Here is a 20660-nt window from a genome sequence, read left to right as displayed (position 1 = left end):
GGGTATGAGCCGCGCCGCCCATTCCCCCGCCCGCTCGGCCGCCGCCCATGCGGTGCTGATCGCCTATACGGCGATCGCGCTGTTCCCGGTGCTGCTGATCGTCATCAACTCGCTCAAATCGCGCAACGCCATCTTCCGCTCGCCGCTGGCCCTGCCGACGCCCGAGACCTTCGACCCCGTCGGCTACACCACCGTCATGGCGCAGGGCGATTTCCTGCTCTACTTCCAGAACAGCCTGATCGTCACCGTCGGCTCGCTGTTCTTCGTCATCCTGTTCGGCGCCATGGCGGCCTTCGCGCTGTCGGAATACCGCTTCCGCGGCAACACGCTGACCGGCCTCTATTTGGCGCTCGGCATCATGATCCCGATCCGGCTTGGCACCGTCGCCATCCTGCAGATGATGGTGGCGAGCGGGCTGGTCAACACGCTGACGGCGCTGATCCTGGTCTACACCGCGCAGGGCCTGCCGCTCTGCATCTTCATCCTGTCGGAGTTCATGAAGACCGTCTCCGACGATCTGAAGAACGCCGGTCGCATCGACGGGCTGTCGGAATACCGCATCTTCTTCCGGCTGGTGCTGCCGCTGGTGCGCCCGGCCATGGCCACAGTCGCGGTGTTCACTATGATCCCGATCTGGAACGATCTGTGGTTCCCGCTGATCCTGGCGCCGTCGGAAGGCACCAAGACGGTGACGCTCGGCGCCCAGATTTTCATCGGCCAGTTCGTCACCAACTGGAACGCGGTGCTGGCGGCGCTGTCGCTCGCCATCCTGCCGGTGCTGGTCCTCTACCTGATCTTCTCGCGGCAGCTCATCCGCGGCATCACCTCGGGAGCGGTGAAGTGAACGCCGGCTACAACCGCGCACATCATCTGAAGGAACGCTTGTGGGCTCTCTAAAAATCGAGAATGTGAAAAAATCCTTCGGCAAGGTCGACGTGCTGAAAGGCATCGACCTGGAGGTGCAGGATGGCGAGTTCGTCGTCTTTGTCGGGCCGTCGGGCTGTGGGAAGTCGACGCTGCTGCGCGTGATCGCCGGGCTGGAGGATGCGACCTCCGGAAAGGTGCTGATCGACGGCGTCAACGTCGTCAACACGCCGCCGGCCAAGCGCGGCATCGCCATGGTGTTCCAGACCTACGCGCTCTATCCGCACCTCACCGTGCGCGACAATATGGGGCTGGGGCTCAAGCAGGCAGGCACGCCGACGGCCGAGATCGACAAGCGCATCGGCATCGCCTCCGCCATGCTGTCGCTCGAACCCTATCTGCAGCGCCGGCCGGCGGAGCTGTCGGGCGGCCAGCGCCAGCGCGTCGCCATCGGCCGCGCCGTGGTGCGCGAGCCGAAGCTTTTTCTCTTCGACGAGCCGCTGTCCAATCTCGATGCTGCGCTGCGCGTCAACACACGCCTCGAGATCGCCCAGCTGCACCGCCGGCTGAAGGCGACGATGATCTACGTCACCCACGACCAGGTCGAGGCGATGACGCTTGCCGACAAGATCGTGGTGCTGAACGCCGGCAGGATCGAGCAGGTCGGCGCGCCGATGGAGCTCTACAACAGCCCCGCCAACGAGTTCGTCGCCGGCTTCATCGGCTCGCCGAAGATGAACTTCGTCGACGGAGCGCGTCTCGGCGACGGCGGGGCCAAGACCGTCGGCGTGCGGCCCGAGCATCTGTCGGTCAGCGCCTCCTCCGGCGAGTGGAGGGGCACGGTGGTGCACGCCGAGCATCTCGGCGCCGACACCAACCTCTATCTCGACTGCGAGAAGGCCGGGCTGATCACCGTACGCATTTTTGGCGTCTACAACGCCGAGCCGGGCGCCACGATCTACGCCACGCCGCAGCCGGGCAAGATCTTTCGCTTCGACGCGGAAGGACGGGCGATCAGGTAGCGCGCAGCCGTCTCGCACCCTGACTGCGGAAGTAGCCCCCTCTCCGTCTCGCCCTTCGGGCTCGCCACCTCTCCCCGCTTCGCGGGGCGAGGAACCGCCGCCGCGATGCCGGCGCTTCTCCAGCTTGGGTTCCTCGCCCCCACGCAGTGGGGGAGAGGTGGCGAGCCCGAAGGGCGAGACGGAGAGGAGGACTTGCAACCGACTCAAAGCGAAGTTCAAGCTCCCGGACAGTGCCGCCCCCTCATCCCTTCCTGTTGAGCGCCTTGCCCGCCTTGAAAAAATCCTTCCAGGGATCGGCCGCCTTCAGCCGCTCGGCCAGCGCATCGTTGCCGATGGCGAAGCGGTCGGGAGTCAGGTCGTCGAGCATGTTCCAGGGCACCGGCATCGACATCGTGGCGCCCGGCTTGCCGCGCGCGGAGTAGGGCGCCACGGTGGTCGAGCCCTTGCCGTTGCGCAGGTAGTCGATGAAGATGCGCCCCGCGCGCGCCTTCTTCGACAGCGTCGCGGTGTAGCGGTCCGGCTCCAGCTCGGCCATGGCCTGGGCGAAATCGTGGGCAAAACCCTTGACCGCAGCCCAGTCGGCCTTGGGCTTCAGCGGCACCACGACGTGAAAACCCTTGCCGCCGGAGGTCTTCAGGAAAGAGGGCAGCTCCAGATCGTCGAGCCGGGCCCGGACCGAACGGGTGGCGTGGCGCACCGCCTCGACGTCCAGCCCCTCGTCGGGATCGAGGTCGAAGACGATCTGGTCGGGGGTCTCGATCGCCGCGATGGTGGAGCCCCAGATGTGGACCTCGATCACGCCGAGCTGCACCAGCGCCGCCAGTCCGTCGAAGTCGCTGATATAGAGCAGTTCTTCGCCGTCCTCGGGGTCCTGCATGGTCCGTATGGCCTCGTGCATGCCCTTGGAGGCGTGCTTCTGGAAGAAGCGCTGGCCTTCGACCCCGTCCGGCGCGCGCACCAGGCTGAGCGGCCGGTCGACCACGAACTGCCGCATGCGCGACCACACCGTCTCGTAATAATCGAGAAGGTCCTGCTTGCTCACCCCGGCTTGCGGCCACAGCAGCTTGTCGGGATTGCTCAGCGTCACCGAAGTCCTCGCATGGCTTGCCGCCTTTCGCGCCTTTGTCGTCGCCGAAGCCGGTGGCGCCATGCCCTTGGCGGGCTTCTCGGCCACCACCTCCTCGGCCGGCTTGTCCTCGCGCAGGCCCTGGAAGGAAGAATGGCGTATGATGCCGTCCGCCGTCCAGCTGCGGAATTCGATCTCGGCCACCAGCTCCGGCTTCAGCCAGATCGCGCCCTTCTGGCCGGGCGGCGTCTTGTCGAACGGCGACGCCTTCGCCTTCAGCCGGTCCATCTTCTTCTTGAGCTCGTCGCCCGCCCGGTTGGAGAAGCCGGTGCCGACCCGGCCGGCATAGCGCAGCGTGCCCTTGTCATTGTAGCCGAGCAGCAGCGAGCGCACGCCGCGCCCTGTGGCGGTGGACGGCACGTAGCCGACGATGACGAATTCCTGCCGGTTGGTGCATTTCGACTTGATCCAGTCGAGGCCCCGGCCGCTGCCGTAGTGCGAGTCGGCGCGCTTGGAGACGACGCCCTCCAGCCCCATGCGGCAGGCATGCCTCAGCATGGTCTCGCCGGGCTCGGCGAAGTGCTCGCTGTAGCGCAGCGCGCCTTCGCCTTCTTCCACCAGCGCGGCGAGCCGGTCCTTGCGCTCGACCAGCGGCTCGGCGCGCAGGTCGCGGCCGTCGAGATAGAGCAGGTCGAACACGTAGTAGATCATGCTCGCGGTGCGGTTCTCGGACAGCGCCTGCTGCAGGGCGGAGAAGGAGGCGACGCCGTTGTCGGCAAGCACCACCACCTCGCCGTCGACGATGGCGCTGTCGCAGTCGAGCCCGGCCAGGGCCTGCTCGATTGGCTTGCCGAATTTTTTCGTCCAGTCGAGCCCTTTGCGGGTGAGCAGCTTGACCTTGCCCCCGTCGATACGGGCCTGGATGCGGTAGCCGTCGAACTTGACCTCGTGCAGCCACTCGGCGCCGGAGGGCGGCGCGGAGCGCAGGGTCGCCAGCAGTGGCGGGACGAAGTCCGGCATCTTGTCCGGCTTTTCCGTCCTGGCGCTCCTGGCCCGGCCATCCTTCCGTCTGGCGGCTGCCTTCGGCTGCCGCTCGGCGCGCGGCGGCTTGCCCTCCGCCACCTCCTCGATGGTACGCCCCGTCGCCACCGATTGCGGCGCGTCCTGCAAAATGTCCTCGCCGGGCCGGGCGTAGCGATCCTTCGATTTGATCAGCAGCCAGTTGTCCTTCTTCTCGCCCGGCCGCGGGCGCAGCCGCACGAGATGCCAGTCGCCGGCGAGCTTGTTGCCCTTCAGCTTGAAATCGATGTGGCCCTTCTTCATGCCCTTGGCGGGATCGCCCTCGGGTTCCCATTCGCCCTCGTCCCAGACGATCACCGCGCCGGCGCCGTACTGCCCGGCGGGGATGACGCCCTCGAAGCTGCCATAGTCGAGCGGATGGTCCTCGACATGGACGGCGAGCCGCTTCTCCGACGGGTCGAGGCTCGGGCCGCGCGTCACCGCCCAGCTCCACAGCACGCCCTCATGCTCCAGCCTGAGGTCGTAGTGCAGGCGGCGCGCATCGTGCTTGTGGATCACGAACTTGCCGCCGGCCTTTTTCGCCTTGCGGCGCGCCTCGCCGCCCGACGGCTCGCTGGTGATGCGGAAGTCACGCTTGGCGCGGTAGGTGGTGAGCGGGTCGGGTGCGGTCGCCATGACTTACGCCCTCTTGCGGCGAGCGGTCTGCGAGCGCGTCTTGCCCTTGGCGGAAGCCGGGCGTTTTGCCGGCTTCCTGACAGGAGGCTTTGCCTTGTCCTTCTCTTCCTTTCCGCTGTCGTCGGAGAGGCTCTTCTTCAGTGCATCGAACAAATTGACCACGTTGGACGGCTTTTGCGCGGGTTTTGCCCTGGGCGCCTTGCGGCCCGCCTGCTTCGACTTGATGAGCTCCAGCAGGGCGTTCTCGTAGCGGTCCTCGAAGGTGTCCGGGTCCAACTTGCCTTTCCGGCGTTCGATCACCCGCTCGGCAAGCTCCACCATCTCCTCGTCCAGCTTCACCTTTTCCGTGCCGTCAGCCACATCCTCGGCCTGCCGTACCGTCGTGTCGTAGCGCAACGTGGTGAGCAGCATGCCCTTGCCGAACGGCTCGATCAGGGCCGGCCGCTCGCGGCGATAGAGCACGATGCGCGCCAGCCCGGCCATCTTCTTCTTGACCAGCGCCTCGCGGATCACCGTGAACGCCTCTTCCGAGACCTTGTCGGCAGGCGCCACGTAGTAGGGCGTGTCGAGATAGATCTGCTCGATGTCGCGCCTGGCCACGAACCCTTCGAGGTTCAGCGTATGCGAGGACTCGATCTGCACCGCCTCGATGTCCTCCTCCTCGATCAGCAGGTACTCGTCTTGGCCGGTCTCGTAACCCTTCACCTCGTCCTTCTCGGAGAGCGGTTTTCCCGTATCGGCGTCGACATACTGGCGGCGTACCGTGTTGCCGGTGGCGCGGTTGAGGATGCGGAAGGACACCTTCTCGCTGTGGGTCACCACATTGGAAAGCTCGACCGCGCAGGTCACCAGCGACAGCTTGAGATAGCCCCTCCAGGCCGGCCGCGGCGCCATCAGGCGGTGCCCCGCCGGCCGGTCGGCGGATCGGGCAGCACGAAGGCTTCGGCCGCCTCGAGATCCTCCTGGGACACGTAGATCGCTTCGCGCCCGGCCAGGCGGGCCAGCATGTCGGGAGAGAAGGTTCTGTCGGCTATCGCCTGTTCGAGAGCCATTCTCGCCTCGCGCTCCGCCCTGATGAGCGCGGAAAGCGCGAGGATAAGCCTGTCGCGATGATCCATCATGTCTGTCGACCGTCCGAAGTCTTTTGAAGCGTGTTCTGTTGCCGCCGGCGCGGCTGGAGTGGGTCGGGCGCACAACGCGCGAGGCTTGCCGCGGTTCCCGCGGCATGGCATTTCCGCCCGGCGGGTGCGTCGAGGGCGAGATGGCTGACATACTGGATATCCGGGAAATGCCGCGGCACAGCGTGCTGGCGCTGAACAATGCGCATGCCGAAGAACTGTCCTGGCTGGAGCCGGCCGATCTCGACCACCTGCTCGCCCAGGCTTTTTACGCGCGCGGCGTCGGCGACAGCGATGCCTTCCTGATCGCCTTCGACCAGGGTGCCGGCTACCAGAGCCCGAACTTCCGCTGGTTCCAGGCCCGCTATCCCCGCTTCGTGTATGTCGACCGCGTCGTCGTGGCGGCGGCGGCACGCGGACGGGGACTGGCGCGGGCGCTGTACGAAGATCTGTTCGGCAAGGCGACCGCCGCCGGGCACACCATCATCACCTGCGAGGTCAATGCCGAGCCGCCCAACCCGGCGTCCGACGCCTTCCATGCGGCGCTCGGCTTTGCCGTAGTCGGCAGCGCCGCGATCCATGAGGGCAAGAAGAGTGTCCGCTATTTCGTCCGCGACCTGTGAGCAGGATCGGAAACGGGATGTTAACGATCCGGGAGCCTTATGGCGTGGTTAAGACAACGGGAACGATTCCCGGTCGCGGCGGTTCTTCCGGCATGATGATTTCGGCTACATTCGGCGGCAAGTCCGGCAGATGGGTTGCAGGCGTGTTCGCACTCTGCGTCTCGGCTGCCATGGTGCCCGCAAGCAGCGCCGCTCCCACCGGGAGCAACGAGGCTGTCCGCGTTGCCTTGCAGGAGCGATCGGCAGCGGAGAGTCGCGAGGCCACCCGGGGCATGCTCCCCGAGGAGCCCCCGCGCCGCTTCGACGATGCGCCGGATGGTGTCGACCCGATGGTGACTGGCCCCGTCAGCGCGGCCTTCAAGCAACGTCAGGAAGCTGCCCGCTGCGACGACGCCGTGTGGCCGAACGTGCCTGCTTCCTGCTACCCGGACTGACGGCCAGCCGGCCCCTGCACCGGCGGCGCTTTACACCAATCCACGTTTCTCCAGCATGGCATCCGGCGTCGGCATCTTGCCGCGGAATGCCATGTAGAGTTCTTCCGGATCCTTCGAGCCGCCGGCGGCGTAGATGTGCCTGCGCAGTTTTTCGGCGAGAGCCGGGTCGAACGCGTCGCCGGTTTCCTTGAACGCGGCGAAGGCGTCGGCATCCAGCACTTCCGACCACAGATATGAGTAGTAGCCGGCCGAATAGCCGTCGCCGGCGAAGACGTGCTGGAAATGCGGCGTGCGGTGGCGCATGGCGATGGCGTCGGGCATGCCGAGCTTGTCGAGCGCCGCGGCCTCGAAGGCAATCGGGTCGGCGGGCGCGTCGGCGTGGGCGTGAAAGGCCATGTCGACCAGCGCAGAAGCGGTGAACTCCACCGTGGCGAAGCCCATGCCGAAGGTTCTGGCGGCCAGCATCTTGTCGAGCAGCGCCTTCGGCATCGGCTCGCCGGTCTTGTGGTGCAGCGCGTGCTTTTCCAGCACTTGCGGCTCGGTCAGCCAGTGCTCGTAGAGTTGCGAGGGCAGCTCGACGAAGTCGCGGCTCACCGACGTCCCGGACACCGACGGCCAGGTGACCTCGGTCAGCATGCCGTGCAGCGCATGGCCGAACTCGTGGAACAGCGTCTTCGCTTCGTCGAGCGACAGCAGCGCCGGCTCGCCTTCCGGCGCCTTGGCGAAGTTCATGATGTTGTAGATGACCGGGAAGGAGCCGTCGCCCAGCCGGTAGCCGGACTGCAGCGAACTCATCCAGGCACCCGAGCGTTTCGACGGCCGGGCGAAATAATCCGCCAGGAACAGGCCAAGGTCGCTGCCGTCGCGGCGCCTGACCTGGAAGACGCGCACGTCCGGATGCCAGGCCGGGATGCCGCGCTGCTCGACGAAGGAGAGACCGAACAGCCGATTCGCCACGTCGAAGCAGGCGTCGATGACGCGCTCGAGCTGCAGGTAAGGCTTCAGCTCCGCCTCGTCGAAGGCGAATTTTTCCGCCCGCAGTTTCTCCTGGTAGTAGCGCCAGTCCCATCCGGCGATGGTTTCGTTGCTGCCGGCCGCCGCCGCGAGCCGCTGCAATTCCGCCTGGTCGGCGGCCGCCTTGTCGCGCGCCTTCAGCCAAACGGGGTCGAGGAGGCCGTGGACGTTGTCCGGCGTCTTCGCCATGGTGTCGTCGAGCTTCAACGCCGCGTAGCTGCCGTAGCCGAGCAGCCTGGCCTTCTCGGCGCGCAATGCCAGCATCTTCGCCACGATGCCGGTGTTGTCGGTCTCGCCGCCATTCTCGCCTCGGCGGATGAAGGCCTTCCAGGCCTGCTCGCGCAGGTCGCGGCGTGTCGAGTAGCTGGTGAAGGGCTCGTAGATGGAGCGCGACAGGGTGACTGCATAAAGCCCCTTGCGGCCGCGCGCCTCCGCCGCCTGCGCCATCGCGTCGCGCAGGAAGGCGGGCAGGCCGTCGAGGTCGCCTTCCTCCAGGAACAGCACCCAGTCCTTCTCGTCGGCGAGCAGGTTCTGGCCGAACCGGGCGCCGAGACCGGCAAGTTCCTCGTTGATGGCGGCCAGCCGATTCTTGTCCGCGGCGCCCAGCTTCGCGCCGGCGCGGACGAAATTCTTCCAGGTCTTCTCCAGGACGCGCAGCGTCTCGGGGTCGAGGCCGAGCGCGGCGCGCCGGGCGTGGAGGTCGTCGATGCGGGCGAACAGCCGCTCGTTCATCGAGATCGCCGAATAATGCCGCGCCATCTTCGGCGACATCTCGCGCTCCAGCGCCTGGATGGCGTCGTTGGTGTGGGCGCCGGCGCGGCACCAGAAGATCGACGAGACGCGGTCGAGCTGGTCACCGGACAGCTCCAGCGCCTTCAGCGTGTTGTCGACGGTCGGCGAGGCCGGATCGCCGGCGATCGTCTCGATCTCCGCCTCGTGCGCCTTCAGCGCGGCGTCGAAGACAGGCCCGAAATCGCCGTCGTCGATCCGCGAGAAATCCGCAAGGCCGAGCGGCCCGGTCCACTGCGTCAGCGGATGGCTTTCGAGGTCGACGGCGGTATCGGTCATGGACGGGTCTCCGGGAAAGGCGCTTCCGATGTAGGGCGGGCCGTTCGCCTGCGCAACCGGATTGACGGCATCGAGGCGATACACTAAGGCACCCATATAATAAGGCTTGCTTATGAAAACGACCGGCACATTCGATCCCGACAGCGTCGGCTTCCTGCTCACCGACGCCACCCGGCTGATCCGCGCCGAGATGGATCGCAGGATCGCCGCGGCCGGGCTGGGGCTCAGCCCCGGCGACGCGCGCGCCCTGACGCATGCCGCGCGCTGCGGGCCGATCCGGCAGAACCTGCTGGCCGAGCGGATGGGCGTCGAGGCGATGACGGTCAGCGCAACCCTCGACCGGCTCGAGGCGCAGGGGCTGGTGGAGCGCCGCGCCGACCCGACCGACCGCCGCGCCAAGCTGGTCCACCTCACCGGGGCTGGCGAAGCCATGCTCGACGAAATCCGGCCGATCGGCGCAGGCATTCGCGCCGACGTCGCCAAGGGGATCGCGCCGGCCGACTGGCAGGGCTTCCTCGACACGCTCAAGCTGGTGCGCACCAATCTGGCGGAGGCGAGGGACCTTCGCCGGGAAAGCGACGCAGCATGAACATGCAGAGCCGCATCGCCACCACGCCGGCCATGAGCGAGCGCCGCGTCGGCCTGCTCGGCGCGCTGCTGATCGCCATCGGGCCGGTGTCGATGGCACTCTACACGCCGGCCATGCCGGAGATCGTGCGCGCCTTCGGCACGACGGAAGCGGCGGTGAAGCTCACGCTCTCGGTCTATTTCGCCGGCTTCGCGGTGGCCCAGCTCGTCTGCGGCCCGCTCTCCGACGGCTTCGGCCGCAAGCCGGTGACCTACGCCTTCATGGGCATCTATCTCGTCGCCTCGCTGCTGGCGCTTCTGGCGCCGACAGTGGACCTCCTGATCCTCGCCCGCCTGCTGCAGGGCGTGGGCGCTGCCGTCGGCTCATCGATCGCGCGGGCGGTGGTACGCGATCTCTTCACCAACGAGCGATCGGCCCGCATCATGAACCTGATGGGCCTGATCCTTGCCGTCGGCCCTGCCTTCTCGCCGACGCTGGGCGGCATCACCATGGAGCTCGCGGGCTGGCACGCCATCTTCGTGCTGATGGTCGTCGCGGCCGTGGCCATCATGCTCGTCGTGCGCTTCGCCATGGTCGAGACGGTCGAGCGCGACCTGTCGCGAATCCGGCCGCGGGCGCTGCTCGCCTCCTATCGCGAGGTGCTGGCCACGCCCTATTTCGTGCTCGCCAGCATCGTGCTGGCCGGCACCGTCGGCGCGATCTACACCCAGGCGACGATCCTGCCCTTCATCCTGATGGATCGCGTCGGCCTGTCGCCCAGCCAGTTCGGCGCCGGCATGCTGATGCAGTCCGGCTTCTACTTCGCCGGCTCTCTGGTGGTGCGCCAATCGCTCGGACGCCACGGCGCATTGGCCCTGGTGCCGGTCGGGCTCGCTTTCGTCGCCATCGGCTCCGCCGCGCTGGCGATCGTCCTGCGTGTCCACGAGGCAAGCTTTCTCGGCGTCATGGGGCCGGTGGCGTTCTCCGCCTTCGGCATCGCCTTCATCATGCCGGCCATGGCGACGGCCACCCTGGCGCCGTTTCCGCACATCGCCGGCGCGGCGTCGTCCATGAGCGGCTTCTTCCAGATGGGCGGCGGGCTGCTGGGCGGCCTGGCCTGCGCGGCGCTGGGCGAGCCGGTCTTCGCCATGGCTACGGTCATCCCGGCCATGGGCTTCGTCGCCATCCTCGCCTGGGCCGGCTGGCGCCGCCTGCCGAAGCCGGCGGCTGCCGGGATCGTCCATCCGGCCCCGCCGCCCGAAGCCGGTCAGTAGCCGCCGCAGTCTTCCGCGAGCACCGCCTGCCCGTTCTCGACGATCCTGCCGTTCCGGATGCGGAACAATTCCCGCATCAGAACGTCGTTGGCCGGGAAATCGTAGCAGGCGAGCACGGTCGTCGTTTCGCCGTCGGCAGCCTCGACGCGATGCCGGATCGTCGCGCCGGCGACCGCCGTCTCCCACTCGTCGAGCGCGGCGATGAACTCCGCCTTCGACTGCTCCACGCCGAGATCGGTGAGGCGGATGCGGGCATCGGGCGCGAGCAGCGCGTCCAGCCGGTCCCGGTCGGGAACGGCGAGAGCGGCATACCACGCGTCGATGGCGGATTGCTGCGCGATGGCCGCGAAGCTGCAGGTGCCGAGCAGCAGGGCGACAACGGCGCCGGCGGCTCCGGTCCTCCGCCGCGCCAGCTTCATCAGGCGATCTCGGGACGCTCGAAATCGCCGGTCTGCCGATTCATCACCCACAGCTCCCCGGTCGAGATGTCGAACCAGGCGCCGTACAGCTTCAGCCTGCCCTTGCCCTCGAGGATGTTGATGCAGGGGAAGGTGCGCAGGTTGGCGATCGAGTAGCGGATGGAGATGCGTTCCAGCGCGGTCTGCCGCTCACCGGCCGTCAGCAGCGCGTTGCCGGAGACCGCGCTGGCCGAAGGGGCGAGCAGGCTCATCCACTTGCCGATGAAGTCGCCGGGCGACAGCGGCTCGCTGGCCGGCGCCAGCGCGGCGCGGATGCCGCCGCAGCGGCCGTGGCCGACCACCACGATGTTCTTCACCTTGAGCGCCTGCACGGCGAATTCGAGCGCCGCCGAGGTGGAGTGGAACTCGCCGTCCGGCGCGTAGGGCGGCACCAGATTGGCGACGTTGCGCACCACGAACAGCTCGCCCGGACCGGAATCGAAGATGACCTCGGGTGCTGCGCGCGAGTCGCAGCAGGCGATCACCATCGTCTCCGGCGCCTGGCCCTCGCGCGCCAACGTGCGGAAGCGGTCCCCTTCGGCGACGTAGCGCCCGGTCATGAAGTTGCGATAACCGGCGAGCAGATGGTCGGGCAGATCGGTCATGGATTTCACCTAACGGCAATCGGCCCGTCGGATCAATGGCTATCGCTGCGGCGCAACAAGAAAGCCGGTCACGTCCAGATGGCGACCGGAATCCAGTGCTCGTCGCGGCTCGGCGGATCGGGAAACGGCGTTGCTTCGCCGCGCGCATGCCGGGCGGCGACCAGCAGCACCGCGGCGGCGTCGAGGACGTCGTCCTCGCCGGCACCGCGCGGCGGCTCGCCATCGAGGAAGGCACGGTCGTAACCGTGCCGCGCCAGAAGCGCGCGGCGCTCCGCCATGCCGGCCGGGTTGACGCGGCCTTTGATCTTCTTCGGCAAGCTCATCGCCCGTCCGCCGTTCAGCCGCCAGAACGCCGCTTCCGGATGCGATTCGATGACCCGGCCGCGCAATTCGGGGCGCGCCAGCAACAGCCGGTCGAGCTCGCGGATTTTCGAGAAGATACCGAAGGCCTGGATGGAGACGCCGCGGGGCGGGTCGGACGTGTCGCGCGCCACCGCGCTCGCCAGGCGGTGCGCCTCGTACCAGCGCTCGATGCCGGTAAAATCCTCGTCCGCCGCATAGATCGCGGCGCGCGACGGGATGGAGAAGACGCTGGACTGCCGCTCGCCGAGGAATTTGCGCACGATCGTCTCAGGCCCACGCCCGCCGTGGCGGGTGATGGCCGGCAGGCCGATCGGCATGTCGACAGCCACCACTGCATCGTCAGGCAGGCCGTCGATCAATTCGGCGAAGGTGTTGCATATCCGCATCGCCGGCTCCGCTGCCGGCATCTTGACGACGGCGGTCCAGCCGGCCTTGCAGCCGTCGACGCCGGCGATCGCGACCGCCGCTTCCAGCGACATCAAGCGGCTGCGAGGCGGTTCACGCCCGCCGGTCCCGTCCGGGATGCATGAGGTGGCGCAACTGCACCATCGCCATGGGATGCGACAGGCTCGCCGCGTCGGTCTCGATCTGCAATTCGTCGCCGCCGCGCTTGGCGGTGCGCGCCAGGATCTCGAACACCGATGCCGTGGTGCTCTGCAGCGCCTTGGCGATCGGCTGGCCGTCGAGCAGGCGGGCGAGCAGCACCGCCGCGGTGAGGTCGCCCAGCCCGTTCGGAGGCTTGTCGATGGCCCGGTGCTCGGCCAGCAGCGCTTCCGAGCGGGTGATCAGCAGATTGCCGATGCCGCCGGCCATCATGCCGGGCGTCGACGTGACCAGCATCGTCGGCGGCCCGGCGTCCAGCGCGGCGGCCATGATCGAGCGCAGGTCGGGCAGCGCGCTGCCCGCCATCCACTCCAGCTCGAAGCGGTTCGGCGTCGCGATGTCGGCGATCGGCACCAGCAGGTCGCGCAGCGCCTCGGCGAGCTCCTGCGGCACATAGAGCCCGCCCTGATCGCCCATGACGGGGTCGCAGACATAGGTCGCCCGCGGGTTTTTCGCCCGCACCGCGCCGACCAGCGAGGCCACCGCCTCGGCCTGGCGGGCGTCGCCGAGATAGCCCGACAGCACGCCGGTCACCTCGCCCAGCCAGGGCGCCCGTTCCAGATCCTTCATCAATGCGGCAAACTGTTCCGCATCCGGTACGATCCTCGTCGCCCGGCCATGCCCGGGATGCCAGGGGAGGATGACGGTGGGAACCGCCCAGACCGGAAAGCCGAGCGTCTCCAGGGCGAACACCGCCGCACGGTTGCCGACCGAGCCGCGTGCGACATGGCTCGAGACGACGATGACGGCACGGGGGTTTTCGGTCGGGACGGCAGTCATCGGGTCAAAGGCTCCGCACGATATAGAAAGCGAGCGTTATCATCAGCACGATGGCGATGGCCAGACCGAGCATGCGGCCGATGCGCGTGCCCCAATATTCGATCGGATCGCTCTGCCGGTCGGCCGCTTGCGGGGTGGCCTGCTGTGCGAAGCCGCTGCTGTCGGCCTCGCGCCCGACACGATCCAGGATGCGCCGGGATTCCCGCTCGCGGCCCGCGTCGCCGTCGCTTGCCAATGTTCCATCCTCGGGCCGGTTCGCTGCAAGCGCTATCACAGGCGGCGGGCCACGTCCAAGGCCGTTCGCCGCTGGCCCATTCCTTTGCCCCGCGGTTGTGGTAAGTCTTTGCTGCCTGATGCCTTTTCGAGGGAGGGGACCGATGATTCTCGAAAACGCCGCCGCCATTCCGAATGTCCGCCGCACTGCCGCGCTGCTGGTCGTCGCCATGCTGCTGCCGCTGCTGTCGGCCTGCGGCTACAACACCATCCCGACCGCCGAGGAGAAGGCCAAGGCGGCCTGGAGCGAGGTGCTCAACCAGTACCAGCGCCGCGCCGACCTCATCCCCAACCTGGTCGAGACGGTGAAGGGCTATGCCTCGCATGAGCGGGAGACGCTGGATGCGGTGGTCGAGGCACGCGCCAAGGCGACGCAGGTGACGGTGTCGCCTGAGGCGCTCAGCGATCCCGACGCGTTCCGGGCCTTCCAGGAGAACCAGGCGGGGCTCACCAGCGCCCTGTCGCGGCTGCTCGCGGTGGTGGAAAACTATCCCGACCTCAAGGCCAACCAGAATTTCCTCGGCCTGCAGGCGCAGCTCGAAGGCACCGAGAACCGCATCGCCGTGGCGCGGCGCGACTACATTGAGACGGTGCGCGAGTACAACACGACGCTGCGCACCTTCCCGTCGATCCTGTGGGCGACCTTCTGGTTCCGCGACAACAAGCCTTTCCAGAATTTTTCGGTCAGCGAGGACAAGATGGAAGCGCCGAAGGTGGATTTCGGCACCAATCAGGGCGGGTAAGGATATGTGCTGAGCCGACAATCTTTTCACGCTCGGTCCATGCTCGCGCCCTTCGCACCCCCCTCTGTCCTGCCGGACATCTCCCCCGCAAGGGGGGAGATTGGCAGCTTCGGCGGCGCCGCTCTTCAACCAAAGCTGGTGATTGGCGAAACCAAAGCGGTCGATCAATCTCCCCCCTTGCGGGGGAGATGTCCGGCAGGACAGAGGGGGGTGCGAAGGGGCGTATGCTTCTCCGGAGACGGATGGCCGAGCATCCTCCCCGCAACAATAGCAATCCTTCTCCTCTTCACCCTCTCTTCCTTCGCCGCCGAGCTTCCAAAACTCACCGGACGGGTCGTCGACGACGCCGGCATGATCGACGCGGCCACCCGGGCGGCGCTGGTGCAGAAGCTGGAGGCGTTCGAGAAGCGATCGTCGGACCAGATCGTGGTGGCGACCGTCGACAGCCTCGACGGCGAGGCGATCGAGCCCTACGCCAACCGCCTGTTCCGCGCCTGGGGGCTCGGCCAGGCGGGCGAGGACAACGGCATCCTGCTGCTCGTCGCAAAATCCGACCGCAAGATGCGCATCGAGGTCGGCTACGGGCTGGAGGGCACGCTGACCGACCTGCACTCCCGGCTGATCATCGAGGACATGGTGCCGGCCTTCCGCGCTGGCGATTTTTCCGCCGGCATATCGCGGGCGGTCGACGACATCGTCATGGTGCTGGAGGGCAATGCGGCGGAGCTCGAGGCGCGCGCCAAGCGCAACCAGCAGAGCGAGAACAGCGAGGTCGACTGGATCTTCATCCTCTTCATCGCGCTGTGGGCGACGCTGTTCTTCGGCGGCATGGCGATGGCGATCCTGCCGCCGATCTTCGGCCGGAAGATCGGGCCGAACCGCTATCGCTGGCTCGGCATGGACATCACCGTCGGAGGAGGGGGCTCGTCGCGGCGCGGCGGCTGGTCGACCGGTTCGGGCGGCTGGTCTTCCGGGCGCGGTGGAGGCGGGTGGTCCTCGGGAGGCGGCGGCTTTTCCGGCGGTGGCGGATCGTCCGGCGGCGGCGGATCCTCGGGGAGCTGGTGAGATGACCAACACGCTGAGCGCTCCCGACCACGACCGCATCGTCGCGGCGATCCGCGCCGCCGAGGCCGACACGGCGGGCGAGATCTACTGCGTCGTCGCCCGGTCCAGCGATCCCTATTTCTATCCCGCCGCCTTCTTCGTCACGCTGGGCATCGTGCTGGTCGGTGTCATCCTGGCGTTCCTGCTGGAGTTCTGGTGGGTCAGCCTGCGCCTGCCGGTGTTCTGGTCGGCCGTCGTGCTGGCGCTCGCCGCCGCCTGGCTGGTCCTGCTCCTCCTTCCCGGCCTGCGCATCCACTTCGTGCCGCGGCGGCTGCGCTACCAGCGCGCCCACGACAATGCGCTGAAGCAGTTCCTGGCGCGCAACGTCCACATCACCACGGCGCGCACCGGCGTGCTCATCTTCGTGTCGCTCGCCGAGCGCTATGCCGAGGTCGTCGCCGACGCCGGCATCAACGCCGAGGTCGAGCAGGAGAGCTGGAACGGCATCGTCGCCGACCTCGTGGCGCATGCCCGCGACGACCGGCTCACCGACGGATTCGTCGCTGCCGTCGCGGCGGTCGGCGTTCTCCTGGCGCGCCACTTTCCGCGCGGCGAGGCCGACGACAACGAGCTCGACGATCATCTTGTGGAAATCTGACACGCCGGCCCGGCGCTGACGCGTCCGTGAATCGCCGTCGCTTGCAATGGCCGGCGGGCAGGCTAATGTTAACCATCATGAGCACCCTCACCATCGATATCCGCAAGGCCGAGCCGCGCGACGCCGTGGCCATCGCCGAGGTGCATCATGAGGCATGGATGGGTGCCTATGCCGGCATCATTCCGCACAAGGCGCTGACCAGGATGGTCAACCGGCGCGGCAGCGACTGGTGGGCCAATGCCATCCGCCGCGCCGCCAGCGTGCTGGTGGTCGAGATCGGCGGCAAGGTCGCCGGCTATGCGACGATCGGGCGCAACCGGGCGCGCGAACTGCCGCAGCAGGGCGAAATCTACGAGCTCTACCTCAAGCCGGAGTATCAGGGCGTTGGCCTCGGCAGCCGGCTGTTCGCCGAGGCGCGCAGGCGTCTCGCCGGCCACGGTCTCAGGGGCCTCGTGGTGTGGGCCCTGGAAGACAACGGCAACGCCGTCGGCTTCTACGCGGGCGCGGGCGGGCGCGACGCCGCCGAGGGCGTCGAGATATTCGACCAGAAGGCGCTGAAGAAGATTGCCTTTGTCTGGGACTGACCGGCCCGGCGGCCGCTGCGGCCGTCCTCACCAGTTGCGCCCGGCCGGCTAGCCGGCTATCGGAAGGCCGAGATCAAGCCGAGTTCAACGGAAACCAGCCATGCGTATCGAAGCCATCCCCACGGGCAAGAATCCGCCCGAGGACGTGAACGTCGTCATCGAGGTACCGGTCGGCGGCGAGCCCATCAAATACGAGATGGACAAGGAGGCGGGAACGCTGTTCGTCGACCGCTTCCTGTACACGCCGATGCGCTACCCCGGCAATTACGGCTTCGTCCCGCACACCCTGTCGGGCGACGGCGACCCGATCGACGTGCTCGTCTGCAACACGCGCGAACTCATTCCGGGCTGCGTCATCAACGTGCGGCCAATCGGCGTGCTGGTGATGGAGGACAATGCCGGCGAGGACGAGAAGGTGATCGCCGTGCCGTCGCAGCATCTCACCAAACGCTACGAGAAGGTGCGCAACTACACCGACCTGCCGCAGATCACGCTCGACCAGGTGGCGCATTTCTTCCAGCACTACAAGGATCTGGAGCCCGGCAAGTGGGTCAAGATCGGCGGCTGGCACGACGCCGACCGCGCCAGGCAGATGATCTCGGAAGCCATGGAGCGGGCCGCCAGGGTGAAGGGCTAGTATCCTCCAAAGCGATCGACGGCTCGCGATCCACGCTGCCACATGGCTGGGGGCAGTTCCGCGCCGCCTCAATTCTCCTGCCGGTCGAATTCTGGCAGGCCGTCGCCGACCAGCACGCGCTCGTCGGCGCCGCAGGCGAACTGCCGCGCCTGCTCGTCGGCGATGCGGCGCGCCGTCTCGTTGGCCTTGGCATTGCCGCTCGCCATCACCAGGCCGACCGTGCAGCCGTCGGCCTCGCCGACCTGGCCGACCTTCTCCACCGCCAGAACCTCGATCTTCTCGTCGGGATTGTCCGGGTCGCTCCTGACGAACCAGCGATGGATGGTTGCGATCGGTATCTCGCGCTCGCCCTCGGTCTCGATGCGCCACTCGATCGTCGGTCCGGTCGAATTGAAGGCGGAGAAGCTCTCCCAGACATGCCCGGCTCCGGAAGGCGGGAAGCCGTAGAAGACGGATTCGCGCAGGTCGCCGAGGTAGTAGAGCACCGGGTAGCCGCGCCAGCCGGGACAGACCAGGCTGGCGAAGTCGGCCTCGCCGGCCTCGAAGGTGGCGCAGTCCTTAGCAATGTCGATCTCGGTATAGTCGCTGCGGATCTCGGCCGCCCCGGCAGGCAGGCCGAGCCCGGCGAGGATGATCGAGATGGCAAGCTTCCGCATCGACTGCTCGCTCCGCAGGGTCCAGGCAAGCGTAGTGCAGGCGCGGCCGAAAGAAAACCGGCGGCAGCGCGCGGGATCAGCCTCCGGTCGTCCGCCCGCCCAGCACGTTCAGCACGAAATCGGCGCCGGCGTTCAGCCGCACCGTTTTCAGCCGGGCGGTGTGGCCGGCGACGACGCTCACCTTGGAGCGCGGCAGGCCGAGCGTTTCGGCGAGCAGGCGCTCGAGGGCGGCGTTGGCGGCGCCCCTCTCCGGCAGCGCGCGCACGCGGATTGCAAGATGGCTGCGCCCGTCGTCGCCGGTCTCGATGCCGTCGATCCGGTCGGCGGCCGCCTTCGGCGTCAGGCGCACGAACAGCTCGAGCCCTCCGCCGCGCTCCCGGAAGAAGCCGGCCATGGCGTTCCTGTCAGACGACCAGCGGCGCGATGGTCGTCCACAGGAACTGGCGCAGGAAGAAGATGATCAGCAGCACGATGATCGGCGAGATGTCGATGCCGCCGAGATCGGGCAGCAGCCGCCTTATCGGTGCAAGCACCGGCTCGGTGATGCGGAACAGGAAGTTGCCGACGGTGCCGACGAACTGGTTGCGCGGGTTGACCACGTTGAATGCGTACAGCCAGGAAAAGATCGCCGACGCGATCAGCAACCACCAGTAGATTCCGAGAGCGAGATCCAGCGTCTGGATGAGGGCGAGCATAGGCGGTCTCCTGTGACGCCCCGACATTTAGCCACTGGCCGGAGTGCCGACAAGCCCGTGCCTGTCGTGGCGGCGCCGAGACCATATGCATGGCAAGTCCGGCGCCGGCGGCACATGCCCCGGCGGGACCAGCCGTCTTCCCGGCAAAACAATCCAGCGGCGGCGATCTTGTCCTGCTTGACAGCCGCCGCGGCTCTGCCATAACACCGCCAACCGTCGGATGGGGCTGTAGCTCAGCTGGGAGAGCGCGTCGTTCGCAATGACGAGGTCAGGGGTTCGATCCCCCTCAGCTCCACCAGACGGTTTTCTCCTTCGACTCCCCGAAATACCCATCGACAACTGGCCGACCACCGGGTCCGTTACGTCTCATCTCGCGTCGTCATCCGCGCGTGTCGGGCGTGGGCGCGCCGTTCAGGCTCCGCAAAAGTTGTGGGTATGCAACTTTCATCTACTCAGACGTGTGATGCGTCGTACCGAGGTCACATTCGCTTGGCATTAGCTTTGGTGCGCGGGGGGCCTGTCGACAGGAGATACCGAATGTGGATCAGGCTGAAGTCCAACAAGGAAGGCAACACTCTGCTGGTTTCCTTGGACCAGGTTACGCATATTGCACCGCGGGCGGGCGGAGGCTCCACGCTCTACTTTGCGATGGAAACCGCTGACCCCACGGGACGACAGCCCAAGCAGAGGCTGCTGGCAGTCAGGGATTCGATCGACGACATCGCGCCCCAGCTCGAGTTTGCCGGGCTCTCCTCCGTCAGGAGCCGCGCGGCCTAGCTCGCGGTCGCGGCTCGGAAACGGCCACCGGCCCCTGCGCGCCGAACGCGGAACGGCGGGCGATGTCGCTTGCCGTTCCGATGTAGTCGCGGCCCCGTTAGCTTCGGGCCCGCTCGTCACAAGTCCGCTTCCGCACAGCCGATGAACGCCTCGGCAGGGATGGTGCGCGAGTGTCAATTGCCTCCCGCATGACGAGGGTGCCTGTTCAGTCAAGGTCGACAAATGCAACGCTGTACGCGGGCAAGTGCTACACAGCCGGTAAATTGGTTGTGACCAAGAAGACATCGCCTACCGAAGCGTGTAAGCCGCACCAAGGTCACGTTGCTTTTTTGATTTGCTCAGGGCGGCGGTGAACCTCAATTCGTGTGGAGAGGAGAAATATTGGAATGTGGATCAGGCTGAAGTCCAACAAGGAAGGCAACACTCTGCTGGTTTCGCTGGACCAGGTTACGCATATTGCACCGCGGGCAGGCGGGGGCTCGACGCTCTACCTTGCGATGGAAACCGCTGACCCTACGGGACGACAGGCCAAGCAGAAGCTGCTTGCAGTCAGGGATTCGATCGACGACATCGCACCCCAGCTCGAATTCGCGCGGACGTCGGCCGTCAGAGGCCGGGCAGCCCAGCCGATCACGTAACGTCTTGGTCGCGGCGCGGGAATGGTCGATCATCGATCCCGCGCGGTGACCACCGCGGAACGGCAGCCGAATACCCTTGCCGTTCCGCTGTCAGCGCGGATCGGGCCGCTCGATCTCCCGGCATTTGCGCACCGGGCAGGACCTGTCGTCGGCGGCCGGGACGCTGGCATAGGCGATGATCTGGCCGGGATCGCAGAAACGCGCATCCGAGACATAGCGATCGTAAAGCGGCAGGCCGGCGATGCGCGACGACCGGTAGCGCAGGATCACGGCGCCGTTCTGGGCAACCGCCTGTTTGATGCGGGCGCAGGTCCAGCCGGTGATCTCGTAGCGCGGCTCGGCCACAGCGCCGGTGGCGGCCAGGAGAGCCGCGGCAGCCGTCAGAATTCGTCGCATGCCA

Annotated in this window: 26 protein-coding genes and 1 tRNA gene; 14 read left to right on the top strand and 13 right to left on the bottom strand. The window is 67.2% G+C overall.

Features of this window, described 5'->3' with window-relative positions:
• Nucleotides 1-4 precede the first annotated feature (4 nt).
• Together C7I84_RS14740 and C7I84_RS14735 are read left to right on the top strand one after the other, a co-directional pair.
• A complete protein-coding gene (locus C7I84_RS14740; RefSeq protein WP_106772962.1) occupies nt 5-844 on the top strand; it encodes a carbohydrate ABC transporter permease in 840 nt (279 codons plus the stop codon).
• A gap of 40 nt (nt 845-884) precedes the next feature.
• The gene (locus C7I84_RS14735; RefSeq protein ID WP_106772961.1) at nt 885-1886 is read left to right on the top strand and encodes an ABC transporter ATP-binding protein; all 1002 of its coding nucleotides are present in this window, start codon (nt 885-887) and stop codon (nt 1884-1886) included.
• Nucleotides 1887-2127: 241 nt separating this feature from the next.
• Here the strand turns inward: C7I84_RS14735 and ligD are convergent, their stop codons facing one another.
• Genes ligD through C7I84_RS14720 form a run of 3 tightly spaced genes read right to left on the bottom strand, consistent with a single transcriptional unit; the run spans nt 2128 to nt 5768 of the window.
• Nucleotides 2128-4647 carry a DNA ligase D gene (ligD, locus tag C7I84_RS14730; RefSeq protein WP_106772960.1) on the bottom strand — a complete coding sequence of 840 codons (2520 nt, stop codon included), beginning with the start codon at nt 4645-4647 and terminating at the stop codon, nt 2128-2130.
• A gap of 3 nt (nt 4648-4650) precedes the next feature.
• The gene (ku, locus tag C7I84_RS14725; protein ID WP_106772959.1) at nt 4651-5541 is read right to left on the bottom strand and encodes a non-homologous end joining protein Ku; all 891 of its coding nucleotides are present in this window, start codon (nt 5539-5541) and stop codon (nt 4651-4653) included.
• On the bottom strand, nt 5541-5768 hold the full coding sequence (locus C7I84_RS14720; RefSeq protein ID WP_106772958.1) for a hypothetical protein: 228 nt from the start codon (nt 5766-5768) through the stop codon (nt 5541-5543). Before C7I84_RS14720 ends, ku begins: the two co-directional genes overlap by 1 nt.
• A 140-nt stretch (nt 5769-5908) precedes the next feature.
• Here C7I84_RS14720 and C7I84_RS14715 point away from each other — a divergent pair, with 140 nt between their 5' ends.
• Nucleotides 5909-6388, top strand: coding sequence for a GNAT family N-acetyltransferase (locus C7I84_RS14715; protein WP_106773049.1), 480 nt, complete (start codon nt 5909-5911; stop codon nt 6386-6388).
• A gap of 17 nt (nt 6389-6405) precedes the next feature.
• Nucleotides 6406-6822 carry a hypothetical protein gene (locus tag C7I84_RS14710; protein ID WP_106772957.1) on the top strand — a complete coding sequence of 139 codons (417 nt, stop codon included), beginning with the start codon at nt 6406-6408 and terminating at the stop codon, nt 6820-6822.
• A gap of 30 nt (nt 6823-6852) precedes the next feature.
• Here C7I84_RS14710 and C7I84_RS14705 read toward each other — a convergent pair whose 3' ends face one another.
• Nucleotides 6853-8904, bottom strand: a complete 2052-nt coding sequence (locus C7I84_RS14705) for a M3 family metallopeptidase (RefSeq protein ID WP_106773048.1) — start codon at nt 8902-8904, stop codon at nt 6853-6855.
• A 112-nt stretch (nt 8905-9016) separates the two neighbouring features.
• Between C7I84_RS14705 and C7I84_RS14700 the strand changes: the two genes are divergently transcribed.
• Both C7I84_RS14700 and C7I84_RS14695 read left to right on the top strand, forming a co-directional pair.
• Nucleotides 9017-9493, top strand: coding sequence for a MarR family winged helix-turn-helix transcriptional regulator (locus tag C7I84_RS14700; protein WP_106772956.1), 477 nt, complete (start codon nt 9017-9019; stop codon nt 9491-9493).
• The gene (locus C7I84_RS14695; RefSeq protein ID WP_106772955.1) at nt 9490-10746 is read left to right on the top strand and encodes a multidrug effflux MFS transporter; all 1257 of its coding nucleotides are present in this window, start codon (nt 9490-9492) and stop codon (nt 10744-10746) included. The genes C7I84_RS14700 and C7I84_RS14695 overlap by 4 nt, the downstream gene beginning before the upstream one ends.
• On the opposite strand, the gene C7I84_RS14690 is transcribed toward C7I84_RS14695, so the two are convergent.
• The 5 genes from C7I84_RS14690 to C7I84_RS14670 all read right to left on the bottom strand — a co-directional run bounded on the left by C7I84_RS14690 (nt 10740) and on the right by C7I84_RS14670 (nt 13790).
• On the bottom strand, nt 10740-11165 hold the full coding sequence (locus C7I84_RS14690; protein WP_106772954.1) for a nuclear transport factor 2 family protein: 426 nt from the start codon (nt 11163-11165) through the stop codon (nt 10740-10742). The two genes, C7I84_RS14695 and C7I84_RS14690, sit on opposite strands and share 7 nt — an antisense overlap.
• Nucleotides 11165-11809 carry a carbonic anhydrase gene (locus C7I84_RS14685; RefSeq protein ID WP_106772953.1) on the bottom strand — a complete coding sequence of 215 codons (645 nt, stop codon included), beginning with the start codon at nt 11807-11809 and terminating at the stop codon, nt 11165-11167. Before C7I84_RS14685 ends, C7I84_RS14690 begins: the two co-directional genes overlap by 1 nt.
• Nucleotides 11810-11877: 68 nt before the next feature.
• On the bottom strand, nt 11878-12651 hold the full coding sequence (locus tag C7I84_RS14680; RefSeq protein WP_106772952.1) for a DUF429 domain-containing protein: 774 nt from the start codon (nt 12649-12651) through the stop codon (nt 11878-11880).
• Between the two features lie 19 nt (nt 12652-12670).
• Complete coding sequence (gene pdxY / locus C7I84_RS14675; protein WP_106772951.1) at nt 12671-13555, bottom strand: pyridoxal kinase PdxY; 885 nt, start codon at nt 13553-13555, stop codon at nt 12671-12673.
• Between the two features lie 4 nt (nt 13556-13559).
• Nucleotides 13560-13790, bottom strand: coding sequence for a hypothetical protein (locus C7I84_RS14670; RefSeq protein WP_106772950.1), 231 nt, complete (start codon nt 13788-13790; stop codon nt 13560-13562).
• Between the two features lie 208 nt (nt 13791-13998).
• On the opposite strand from C7I84_RS14670, the gene C7I84_RS14665 reads away from it, so the two are divergent.
• The 5 genes from C7I84_RS14665 to ppa all read left to right on the top strand — a co-directional run bounded on the left by C7I84_RS14665 (nt 13999) and on the right by ppa (nt 17494).
• On the top strand, nt 13999-14571 hold the full coding sequence (locus tag C7I84_RS14665; protein WP_425351349.1) for a LemA family protein: 573 nt from the start codon (nt 13999-14001) through the stop codon (nt 14569-14571).
• A 210-nt stretch (nt 14572-14781) separates the two neighbouring features.
• Entirely contained in the window at nt 14782-15636 is an 855-nt protein-coding gene (locus tag C7I84_RS14660; protein ID WP_425351345.1) for a TPM domain-containing protein, read from the top strand.
• 1 nt (nt 15637) lies between these two features.
• Nucleotides 15638-16273 carry a TPM domain-containing protein gene (locus tag C7I84_RS14655; RefSeq protein ID WP_106772947.1) on the top strand — a complete coding sequence of 212 codons (636 nt, stop codon included), beginning with the start codon at nt 15638-15640 and terminating at the stop codon, nt 16271-16273.
• Between the two features lie 77 nt (nt 16274-16350).
• Nucleotides 16351-16857, top strand: coding sequence for a GNAT family N-acetyltransferase (locus C7I84_RS14650; protein WP_106772946.1), 507 nt, complete (start codon nt 16351-16353; stop codon nt 16855-16857).
• A gap of 100 nt (nt 16858-16957) precedes the next feature.
• Complete coding sequence (gene ppa / locus C7I84_RS14645; protein WP_106772945.1) at nt 16958-17494, top strand: inorganic diphosphatase; 537 nt, start codon at nt 16958-16960, stop codon at nt 17492-17494.
• 68 nt (nt 17495-17562) lie between these two features.
• On the opposite strand, the gene C7I84_RS14640 is transcribed toward ppa, so the two are convergent.
• From C7I84_RS14640 to C7I84_RS14630, 3 genes are all read right to left on the bottom strand, one after another.
• Nucleotides 17563-18150 (bottom strand): hypothetical protein, encoded by a 588-nt coding sequence (locus tag C7I84_RS14640; protein ID WP_106772944.1) that lies wholly within the window; start codon nt 18148-18150, stop codon nt 17563-17565.
• 76 nt (nt 18151-18226) lie between these two features.
• A complete protein-coding gene (locus tag C7I84_RS14635) occupies nt 18227-18544 on the bottom strand; it encodes a DUF167 family protein (RefSeq protein WP_106772943.1) in 318 nt (105 codons plus the stop codon).
• 10 nt (nt 18545-18554) lie between these two features.
• Nucleotides 18555-18845, bottom strand: a complete 291-nt coding sequence (locus C7I84_RS14630) for a YggT family protein (RefSeq protein ID WP_106772942.1) — start codon at nt 18843-18845, stop codon at nt 18555-18557.
• A 222-nt stretch (nt 18846-19067) separates the two neighbouring features.
• Between C7I84_RS14630 and C7I84_RS14625 the strand changes: the two genes are divergently transcribed.
• The 3 genes from C7I84_RS14625 to C7I84_RS14615 all read left to right on the top strand — a co-directional run bounded on the left by C7I84_RS14625 (nt 19068) and on the right by C7I84_RS14615 (nt 20260).
• A tRNA-Ala gene (locus tag C7I84_RS14625) sits at nt 19068-19143 on the top strand.
• A 239-nt stretch (nt 19144-19382) separates the two neighbouring features.
• On the top strand, nt 19383-19622 hold the full coding sequence (locus C7I84_RS14620; RefSeq protein ID WP_106772941.1) for a hypothetical protein: 240 nt from the start codon (nt 19383-19385) through the stop codon (nt 19620-19622).
• 386 nt (nt 19623-20008) lie between these two features.
• Entirely contained in the window at nt 20009-20260 is a 252-nt protein-coding gene (locus C7I84_RS14615) for a hypothetical protein (protein WP_106772940.1), read from the top strand.
• 90 nt (nt 20261-20350) lie between these two features.
• On the opposite strand, the gene C7I84_RS14610 is transcribed toward C7I84_RS14615, so the two are convergent.
• Nucleotides 20351-20656: a hypothetical protein gene (locus C7I84_RS14610; protein WP_106772939.1), complete on the bottom strand. Its 306-nt coding sequence runs from the start codon at nt 20654-20656 to the stop codon at nt 20351-20353.
• Between the last annotated feature and the right edge of the window lie 4 nt (nt 20657-20660).

The organism is Kumtagia ephedrae, from assembly GCF_003012745.1.
Lineage (GTDB): Bacteria > Pseudomonadota > Alphaproteobacteria > Rhizobiales > Rhizobiaceae > Kumtagia > Kumtagia ephedrae.
Note: the sequence above shows the minus strand (reverse complement) of the source record. Positions and strands in the feature narration are given on the sequence as shown.

Coding starts and splice junctions, on each gene's coding strand:
- C7I84_RS14695 (WP_106772955.1), top strand. CDS start 9,490: ATGAACATGCAGAGCCGCATCGCCACCACGCCGGCCATGAGCGAGCGC.
- C7I84_RS14665 (WP_425351349.1), top strand. CDS start 13,999: ATGCTGCTGCCGCTGCTGTCGGCCTGCGGCTACAACACCATCCCGACC.
- C7I84_RS14640 (WP_106772944.1), bottom strand. CDS start 18,150: ATGCGGAAGCTTGCCATCTCGATCATCCTCGCCGGGCTCGGCCTGCCT.
- C7I84_RS14700 (WP_106772956.1), top strand. CDS start 9,017: ATGAAAACGACCGGCACATTCGATCCCGACAGCGTCGGCTTCCTGCTC.
- C7I84_RS14635 (WP_106772943.1), bottom strand. CDS start 18,544: ATGGCCGGCTTCTTCCGGGAGCGCGGCGGAGGGCTCGAGCTGTTCGTG.
- C7I84_RS14685 (WP_106772953.1), bottom strand. CDS start 11,809: ATGACCGATCTGCCCGACCATCTGCTCGCCGGTTATCGCAACTTCATG.
- C7I84_RS14715 (WP_106773049.1), top strand. CDS start 5,909: ATGGCTGACATACTGGATATCCGGGAAATGCCGCGGCACAGCGTGCTG.
- C7I84_RS14620 (WP_106772941.1), top strand. CDS start 19,383: ATGTGGATCAGGCTGAAGTCCAACAAGGAAGGCAACACTCTGCTGGTT.
- C7I84_RS14705 (WP_106773048.1), bottom strand. CDS start 8,904: ATGACCGATACCGCCGTCGACCTCGAAAGCCATCCGCTGACGCAGTGG.
- C7I84_RS14610 (WP_106772939.1), bottom strand. CDS start 20,656: ATGCGACGAATTCTGACGGCTGCCGCGGCTCTCCTGGCCGCCACCGGC.
- pdxY (WP_106772951.1), bottom strand. CDS start 13,555: ATGACTGCCGTCCCGACCGAAAACCCCCGTGCCGTCATCGTCGTCTCG.
- ligD (WP_106772960.1), bottom strand. CDS start 4,647: ATGGCGACCGCACCCGACCCGCTCACCACCTACCGCGCCAAGCGTGAC.
- C7I84_RS14615 (WP_106772940.1), top strand. CDS start 20,009: ATGTGGATCAGGCTGAAGTCCAACAAGGAAGGCAACACTCTGCTGGTT.
- C7I84_RS14680 (WP_106772952.1), bottom strand. CDS start 12,651: ATGTCGCTGGAAGCGGCGGTCGCGATCGCCGGCGTCGACGGCTGCAAG.
- C7I84_RS14650 (WP_106772946.1), top strand. CDS start 16,351: ATGAGCACCCTCACCATCGATATCCGCAAGGCCGAGCCGCGCGACGCC.
- ku (WP_106772959.1), bottom strand. CDS start 5,541: ATGGCGCCGCGGCCGGCCTGGAGGGGCTATCTCAAGCTGTCGCTGGTG.
- C7I84_RS14655 (WP_106772947.1), top strand. CDS start 15,638: ATGACCAACACGCTGAGCGCTCCCGACCACGACCGCATCGTCGCGGCG.
- C7I84_RS14630 (WP_106772942.1), bottom strand. CDS start 18,845: ATGCTCGCCCTCATCCAGACGCTGGATCTCGCTCTCGGAATCTACTGG.
- C7I84_RS14720 (WP_106772958.1), bottom strand. CDS start 5,768: ATGATGGATCATCGCGACAGGCTTATCCTCGCGCTTTCCGCGCTCATC.
- C7I84_RS14710 (WP_106772957.1), top strand. CDS start 6,406: ATGTTAACGATCCGGGAGCCTTATGGCGTGGTTAAGACAACGGGAACG.
- C7I84_RS14690 (WP_106772954.1), bottom strand. CDS start 11,165: ATGAAGCTGGCGCGGCGGAGGACCGGAGCCGCCGGCGCCGTTGTCGCC.
- ppa (WP_106772945.1), top strand. CDS start 16,958: ATGCGTATCGAAGCCATCCCCACGGGCAAGAATCCGCCCGAGGACGTG.
- C7I84_RS14740 (WP_106772962.1), top strand. CDS start 5: ATGAGCCGCGCCGCCCATTCCCCCGCCCGCTCGGCCGCCGCCCATGCG.